This window comes from Microcystis sp. M179S2 (genome assembly GCF_020245805.1).
In the GTDB taxonomy this organism is placed as follows: domain Bacteria; phylum Cyanobacteriota; class Cyanobacteriia; order Cyanobacteriales; family Microcystaceae; genus Microcystis; species Microcystis aeruginosa.
Genome location: NZ_JADBUE010000253.1, coordinates 31,653 through 39,697 on the forward strand (window position 1 = coordinate 31,653; position 8,045 = coordinate 39,697).

Genomic DNA, 8,045 nt, shown 5'->3' on the forward strand with positions numbered 1-8,045 from the left:
ATTCCACCCACCTACTTAACTGATAGCTGTTCACTGTTAAAGTAATGCCTCTAATTCCGCCAATTCTCGCTCCACTAGGGCTTCTGTTTCTACTTCTGACAGCAACTCCAATTCAGCAAGGGCTTGGTGGAGTACTACAACATCCGTTGACTCGGTTTCCGAAGAAATATGAGAATTTTCTGAATTATCTTGCCAAGCAAATACTTCTTGGACAAAATACTGCACCACATCACCAATAGTGGGATACTCAAAAGCAAAGGTAGAAGGTAAAGAGACAGAAAATAAGCCTTCTAGACGATGTTTCAGTTCTACGGACATTAAAGAATCCATTCCCATCTCAAAGAACCCTTTATCAGTATCTGGTAAAGTATCTCCGTGAATTCCTAAGACTTGCGCTACTTCTTGCTGTAAACGAGTGGTTAAGAGGGTGACTCGTCGGTGAGGAGGGTTTTTTTGGATAGTTTGAGGGAAATTCTCGACCGTTTGCCCAAAATTATCCTGATCTTGCTTGAATAACGCTTCTAAGAAAGCCACCCGTCCTTTTGCTGCAACAATCGTTTTAAACTTAGACCAATCAATCTCTGCTACCATTGTTTGAGTAACATTACCATTGATTAGAGCATCTAAAGTATCCAAGGCTAAATTAGGTTGTAATGGATTGATTCCCAGGCGTTTTAAGCCTTCTTCATAGCCTTGCGTGGCCATTCCCCCTTTAGCCCAAGGTCCCCAGTTAATGCTTAACCCTGTGAGTCCAGACTCTCGACGGTAGTGCATTAAACCATCTAAGAAATGGTTGGCAGCGGCATAGTGAATTTGACCTCGTGATCCGATTAAAGCAGACATGGAAGAGAAACAAACAAAGAAATCTAAGGATAAATCTTGAGAAAGTTGGTGTAAATTCCACGCCCCTGCTGCTTTAGGATTAAATACGCTCTCAAAACAATGGAAATCCATCTTGTCAATGGTGCGATCGCTTAAAACCCCTGCCGCATGAATAATACCCTGTAAGGGAGGACAATTTTCTTGAATTTGGTGAAAAAGTTGACGGGTTTGTTGATAATCACTGACATCAGCGGCAATTACTTGAATAGTAGCCCCTTTATCCTCTAAAGCTTTGATTTTTACCTGTTTATCCGTTGAATGGTCAGCTAAGGCTCGCCGACTGGTTAAGATTAAATGATTTGCACCTTTTTCAATTAACCAATCTGCTAAACTTAATCCTAAAGAGCCTAAGCCACCAGTAATGAGATAACTGGCTTCTGTCTTTTTAAAATTGATGTTTGAGCTTTTTATTGCTTTATTAGGTACTAAACGGGCAACATATCGTTGATGATCCCGAAAAGCGATGCGATCTTCTCCTAGATTTTCTGTTATTTCAGCAATAATTGCTTGAGACGACGGTTGTTTTTCTTCTAAATCAATCAATCCTCCCCATAAATTGGGATATTCAAGGGCAATGACTTGACCCATTCCCCATAAGGACGTTTGCGCTATTTTAAGCGGTTTAACAGCATCATTCACCGGTTGTGCTTGTTGTGTTATGACCCAAAGTTTAGGGGGTTCTTTAGTTTTACATTGAGCTAAAGCTTGTGTTAGATACAATAAACTGGCATAAGAACGAGTTTGACAGGGTTGGGAGTTAATATCGCTGTCTAACCCCCATAAATAGACCACTTTGGTGATCGGTTCAGTTAGATCTTGTAACAACCGTTGAAAATCCTTAACATTATTAGGATTAATTTGATAATGACCTGACACCAACTTCTGATAAGTTTGACCAGAAGACACCAAAACATAAGCATCATTTAGGGTTGTTGCTAAGGCTTTACCGACTACTTGATTATCATTAAAAATTAACCACCGTTCTCCTTGAGAAGGCTTATTTTTTAAGTTTAAAGGACTGAGTTGCCATTCCACTTTGTAACAGTTTTTACTCACATCCTGTAGGATAGGCATCTGGCCTGCTATTATTGCATCTTCCCCAACCAATAACTGTAATAATTGGGGTAAAAACTGCTTGACCTCAGGTGATAATTGATCACTTTTATTTAACTGTTCCGTTAGTTGTTCAGTTTTGCCTTCAACTAATAAATTAAGTAAACTAGAAGCAGACGAAACAGACTTAAATTGAGGTTTAGCATCACTTACCCAATAAGATTCATGTTGCCAAGGATAAAGCGGTAACTTAACAAACTGACAATTTTCGGGATATAATTTTTCCCAATTAATCGAATGTCCCCAAGTGTAGAGCTTTCCTAAAGAATTTAATAGCGTTCCCCGTTCAGAATGTTCTCGTCTTAGAGAGGGTAAAACAAATCCCTCAGTATCTTGTTCTCGTAAGGTACTTTTAATATATCCCAATAAAACAGGATGGGGGCTGATTTCAACAAAGATAGTATGACGAGATTTAATCATTGCTTCAATCGCAGGGTTAAAACGTACCGTCTGACGCATATTTTGTCCCCAATAAGCGGCATTAAATAATGTCCCCTCTTGTTGATCACCTGTTACGGTTGAGAAAATTGATATGGTGCTTTTTTGAGGCTGAAGCTCTCCTAATTTTTTAACTAAATTATCCGCAAAAGTAGTCATTTGTTGACTATGAAAAGCATAATTAACAGGTAGTTCTTTGGAGAAAATATCGGGACGGTTTTGGGACAATTCAGCAATTAATTGATCAATCGATTGAGACTCCCCAGATACAACCGTTGAATAGGGACTATTAATGGCAGCAATTTCTAATTTATTTTCCCAAGCAGCTATTAAATTTTCTACCTCATTAACAGGTAATTCAATCGCAAGCATTTTTCCATTTCCTGTTGCTTGCTGCATCAATTGTCCGCGCTGACAAATCAAATGAATGGCTTCCTCAAGAGTGAGAATTCCCGCAAAATGGGCGGCTGCAACTTCTCCCAAGCTGTGACCAACTACAGATTTAGGATTAATCCCCCAAGATTGCCATAATTTAGCTAATCCAACTTGTAAAGCGAATAAAGCAGGTTGAGAAACTTCTGTTTCTTGTAAACGAGAGAGAGCTTCAGACGCATTAAATTCCGCTAATAATGACCAGTTAGCATACTTTTGAATCAAAGTATCACATTGTTCAATAACAGAGCGAAAAACGGGTTCTGTTGCTAATAATTCTCGTCCCATTGCCCACCATTGAGGTCCTTGGCCAGAAAAGACAAAAGCAATGTTTGTTTTACGTTTTGAAGGCTTAGATTGAGTCGATAAATCAATCATTTCTAACTCTTTTAAACCCTTCAATAATTCTTCAGGAGAATGAACCAGAACTGCCTGACGATGAGCATGATGAGTCCGTCTTAAACCAGCACTATAGCAAAGATTCTGGACAAATTCAGCGGTTAAAGCTTGATCTTTCAGGAAATCTTCATAATTTTGAGCTAAATCTCTAACCGCTTCTTGACTATGGGCAGATAAAGGAAGTAAATGAGGGAAAGTTAAGGAAATTGGTTCTTGGTGAGATAAATTAGCTTCTTCCAAGATAAGATGAGCGTTTGTTCCCGAAAATCCAAAAGAACTAATTCCCACCTTGGCGGTTGTTTCCTGTTGTGGCCAGGTAATTAAAGATGATTGAAGCTTAAGGGGTAACTTATCAAAGGGAATATAAGGATTCGGCTTGTTAAAATGCAGACTGGGCGGAATTTGCTTGTTTTTCAGGGAAAGTGCCATCTTAATCACACTGGCAATTCCTGCCGCTGCTTCGAGATGTCCTATATTACTTTTTACCGAGCCCACCAAACAAGGATTATCCTTGTCTCGTCCTTCTTCTAACACAGATCCCAAGGCTATCGCTTCGATGGGATCGCCTAAAGATGTTCCCGTCCCGTGCAATTCCACATAATTAAGCTCTTTTGGCTCAATTTCGGCATTTTTCAAGGCTGATCGAATCAAGCTTTCTTGTGCCGGTCCATAGGGAACCGTTAACCCCTTGCTGCGTCCGTCATGATTAATAGCAGTTCCTCTAATTAACGCATAAATGGAATCATTGTCTGCGATCGCTTGAGCCAACGGTTTAAGAATAATACAACCGACTCCCTCACTTCGCACATATCCATTGGCGCTTTCATCAAAGGTTTTGCAACGTCCATCAGGAGACAAGGCTTTCAATTTGCTTAACGCAATATGACCAATAGGGGATAAAATCAGGTTAACCCCTGCCGCGATCGCCATTGAAGACTCATCATTCCATAAACTTTGACAAGCGAGATGCACTGCGACCAAAGAGGAAGAACAAGCCGTATCTACCGCTAAACTAGGACCTTTTAAGTTAAAAAGATAGGAAAGACGACCGGCTGCGATATTTGTGCAGTTTCCTGTTAAATCATAGCCTTGGGGATGGTGGCTATATCCTGCATGAATGCGACTATAATCGTTTGTGGCAATTCCCACAAATACACCTGTTTTCGATCCTGCCAATTGTTCCCGTGTTATTCCTGCATCTTCAATGGTTTCCCAAGCTACTTCTAAGAGTAAGCGTTGCTGAGGGTCCATTAATAAGGCTTCTCTAGGAGAAATCCCGAAAAAATTAGGATCAAACCCATCAACTTGCGATAAAAATCCCCCATGACGAGAATTCATTTTCCCCTGTGTTTCGGGATTCTCATCATAATATTCATCAATATTCCAGCGCTCCTTAGGAATTTCGGTGATGCCGTCAATTCCCTTTGATAATAATTGCCAGAATTCCTGAGGATTATTGGCTTGAGGAAAACGACAGCCAATCCCAATAATTGCAATAGGTTTCATGGTTGAGATATCCTTAATTAATAGACAGCAATTTACTTAACTAGAGAAATAAAATTAATTCCCTCAAATGGATAGGATAGCTCGATGTTACCCCCTGGCGATGATTTAATGAGAACCCACCCTTTCCTCTATTTTGATTAAACATTGACAGGAACTTTCTTAGGTGAGTTTGTGGCAGTTTCTGTTAGCCAAGTATTTAGTTGAGGGCGATAACGATAGTTGGTAAATTCTTGGCGAGTTTGTTCAATTTGACTATTATCAGGAAGCTTACAAGTCAAATACTTATAAACCATTTCCGTAATGGCAGATTGAAGGGCACCATTAAGATGTCCAAACAGATAGGACAGATTTTTGCGATTGAGAAAAGCTGAAAAACCAAATCCTTTCCAGAGGAACTTTGCATACCAAACTGCTGTATAAAAACTGGTCGCTTTAATTCCAGCGAAAACATTGCACCGTCGTGGTTCAAATTTAGTGTTTTCGATAAAGTCATCGAAGTGTTTGAGGGTATGATAACCCCAGATTAATTGATCAGTGCGATGAGCATCCATAAAACCAATGTTTTTATTCTGCTCAACTAATTGATTAAACTGTTCATAGAGATGATGCCAATATCCTTTAATATCCGCTTGAACTTTTGGCACATAACGGGAAATAAAGCCGGTATCTAAATGCCATTTGCCGACATAAAGGGGAATTTGAATCCCAAACCACCACATATATTCGGCATAAATACGCCAACTCATGATACTAGCATGACCTAATTGTTTATCATGGTGTTCAATGAGATGATTATTGAGTCGAGTATAGGTAAGGTTAAAGTCATTGTAAGCAGCCCGTTTTTCTTCTGTATCCGCTTCTCCTGCAAGTTGAGAACGAATAATTTCCGTGATACTTTCAATCGCAAAAGCAATCATACTTGTTCCCAAAGAGTAAAAGGGATCAAAAATACAAGCAGCATCTCCAACTACATACCAATTATCTTGAGAAAACATCGTTTTGCTAGTATGGGAAACTCTAGGAAGATAATGAAAATCGACATTTTCTCCAGAGGTAACTAAGCGATAAAGTAGATTGTGATTGGCTTTTAGGAAAGCATAAAACTTCTCTTGAGTGTTAATTTGACCGTTGGCAATAACACTGCGATGTTGAGCAATTCCAATAGAGATTTCTTGGGAGTCTTTTTCTGTGGGAATCATCCATAACCAATGACCATGACCAAACCAATGATTGGTAGCATAATAATGGCTACAAGTTGCTCCATAAGGGTCATAACCATCATGAAAAATGGTGCGATCTATATTTTTAACCCGTACCCAAGCCGATCCCGTATCAACTCCAAATAAATTATCTGCACCTACAATAACGTTATCAGTTTTATGGCCAATAATAAACTTACGTCCTGCTGCATCAACAAGGTGTTTTGCTCTCAGTTCGTGATAATTTCCGTCAATCATTTTAACTTTGACGGTGTGCATCTCATCAGTAGGAGTAATGTCCACATCAACCACACGGCCTTGATAGAAACTTGCTCCCATTTTCTTATTCATTTTGAGCAAATCCCGTTCAAATTTTGCCCGGTTCATTTGAAACGTGCCAAGGGGAAATTGTCGATTCGCCCAAATATGATAATAATCATCAATGGTGTCAGTTTTATCTGCATCTTTTGCCCAATGAAAATTAAGAGCATATTTAGGGGGATGATTTTCGATCATATATTCGTATAAACCCAATTCTTTGCAGACAAATAGGGTGGCAATTTCCACCATTGATTCGCCAATTTTGAGGTCTTTATTAGTTCTTTCTTCGGGACGAGGATCGATCAGTGCAATTCTAATGTTGGGAACATTTAGAAGCAAGTGTCTTGCTTGACAGACCCCGGCGAAACCTGCTCCCATAATCACAACATCATAAACTTTTGTGTCAGTCGTAACCATTGGTGAAATTCTCCTAAAATGTGATGAGGAAGAGAGTGAATAAGAAAGAATACAAGAAAAAGTTAAAGATATAATTCTCCTAGTCGGGTTGCTAATTCAGCAATGGTGGGATAGTTAAAAATGACCACAGGATTTAATTCCTTTCCGAGCCATTTTTCTAAGCGTCCTAATAAAACTAACGCTTTTCGTGAGTCGAGTTCATAATTATCAAAAGGTTCTTCAATATCAATGTCATCAAGGTCAACATCGAGTTGTTGAGCAAACTGATCAACGAGCCAGTTTTGAATGTCTTCAACGGTAGAAGGAGATTGAACAGTTGTCATCATGGGTTAAGTTCCTTTAACGTGAAAAAAGTGTTTTAGCAAACTAAGATTGCTTAACTTATATTCCTAGTTTATTCCTCTACCCATTGATCAGCCATGTTTTATTTTTCGCCAAAACTGGATTTTTTTTATTCCTATTTTTTATAGCCAAATTTAGTACATTTTTACTATATAAATATAATCGAAAAACCTAGCAGACAATACAAAATATTATCCATTAAATTTCAACTCCTTTTTTCTTACAATAAAAGGTAACAAAATTAAGTTGCTAGTTACTAGGTAAAAATTATGATAGAGACTCATGTTCTTAACCCATCTGTTACAGAGATTTATTCCACTACTCAACCGATTGAAACCGCTCATAAATCTCCGCAAATGCTCCAAGAATTATTAACTTCAGCCGTTGTACAGCTTGAAACAGAACTGCAAGATAAGCTAGAAAAACTGCTATCTAAACAGGAGTATCAGTTGTTAAAAATTGGAGAGAATATTAATAGCTTGACACAGGAATTAGAGCAAGCAATTTCTGAATTTCTCCAAATTGCCCAACAAGCAAATAAAACCTATAGTTCTCTACAGTTTTTGGGTCAATTTGTTGAACAAAAACCTAATAACTCACCCAATAAAGGAAGCCAAGATACCGTTAGAGTGGTTTATAGTCATGCCGCCAAATTACCGATTCCTGTGGTAGAAAAATATGGCTTAGGGTTTATCCTAAACTATAAAACGGTTGATTTATCCCAACTAGGTATTACCCTTTCACTCTCTCGTCAATCTCCGTCTCTTCCTGCCATCAAACAGGGATAATTTAAGCACTACTAAGGTGGGCATTGCCCACCTCAATCATGATTATGTAAGGTGTAAAGTTTAAATACTGGGACTTAAACGATCAACAAGAGTATAATAGAGTATAATCGTTAAAGAGTAAGCACTTTACGTTGAAAAATCGGCGATGAAAGAGACAACCCCAGCCGCAATGCCCCCATGCTTTGACCGATGGTGTCGGCGGTTTGAC

At 38.8% G+C, this 8,045-nt stretch carries 4 protein-coding genes; 1 reads left to right on the forward strand and 3 read right to left on the reverse strand.

All coding sequences use genetic code 11. The features are described from left to right. Nucleotides 1–36: 36 nt before the first annotated feature. The 3 genes from IM500_RS15570 to IM500_RS15580 all read right to left on the reverse strand — a co-directional run bounded on the left by IM500_RS15570 (nucleotide 37) and on the right by IM500_RS15580 (nucleotide 7,033). Nucleotides 37–4,770: a type I polyketide synthase gene (locus IM500_RS15570; RefSeq protein ID WP_287738900.1), complete on the reverse strand. Its 4,734-nt coding sequence runs from the start codon at nucleotides 4,768–4,770 to the stop codon at nucleotides 37–39. A 137-nt stretch (nucleotides 4,771–4,907) separates the two neighbouring features. Next, nucleotides 4,908–6,707: an NAD(P)/FAD-dependent oxidoreductase gene (locus tag IM500_RS15575; RefSeq protein ID WP_287738901.1), complete on the reverse strand. Its 1,800-nt coding sequence runs from the start codon at nucleotides 6,705–6,707 to the stop codon at nucleotides 4,908–4,910. A 62-nt stretch (nucleotides 6,708–6,769) separates the two neighbouring features. Then, a complete protein-coding gene (locus tag IM500_RS15580; protein WP_002761907.1) occupies nucleotides 6,770–7,033 on the reverse strand; it encodes an acyl carrier protein in 264 nt (87 codons plus the stop codon). 285 nt (nucleotides 7,034–7,318) lie between these two features. Between IM500_RS15580 and IM500_RS15585 the strand changes: the two genes are divergently transcribed. Next, nucleotides 7,319–7,837: a hypothetical protein gene (locus IM500_RS15585; RefSeq protein ID WP_287730726.1), complete on the forward strand. Its 519-nt coding sequence runs from the start codon at nucleotides 7,319–7,321 to the stop codon at nucleotides 7,835–7,837. Nucleotides 7,838–8,045 lie beyond the last annotated feature (208 nt).

Coding starts and splice junctions, on each gene's coding strand:
- IM500_RS15575 (WP_287738901.1), bottom strand. CDS start 6,707: ATGGTTACGACTGACACAAAAGTTTATGATGTTGTGATTATGGGAGCA.
- IM500_RS15585 (WP_287730726.1), top strand. CDS start 7,319: ATGATAGAGACTCATGTTCTTAACCCATCTGTTACAGAGATTTATTCC.
- IM500_RS15580 (WP_002761907.1), bottom strand. CDS start 7,033: ATGATGACAACTGTTCAATCTCCTTCTACCGTTGAAGACATTCAAAAC.
- IM500_RS15570 (WP_287738900.1), bottom strand. CDS start 4,770: ATGAAACCTATTGCAATTATTGGGATTGGCTGTCGTTTTCCTCAAGCC.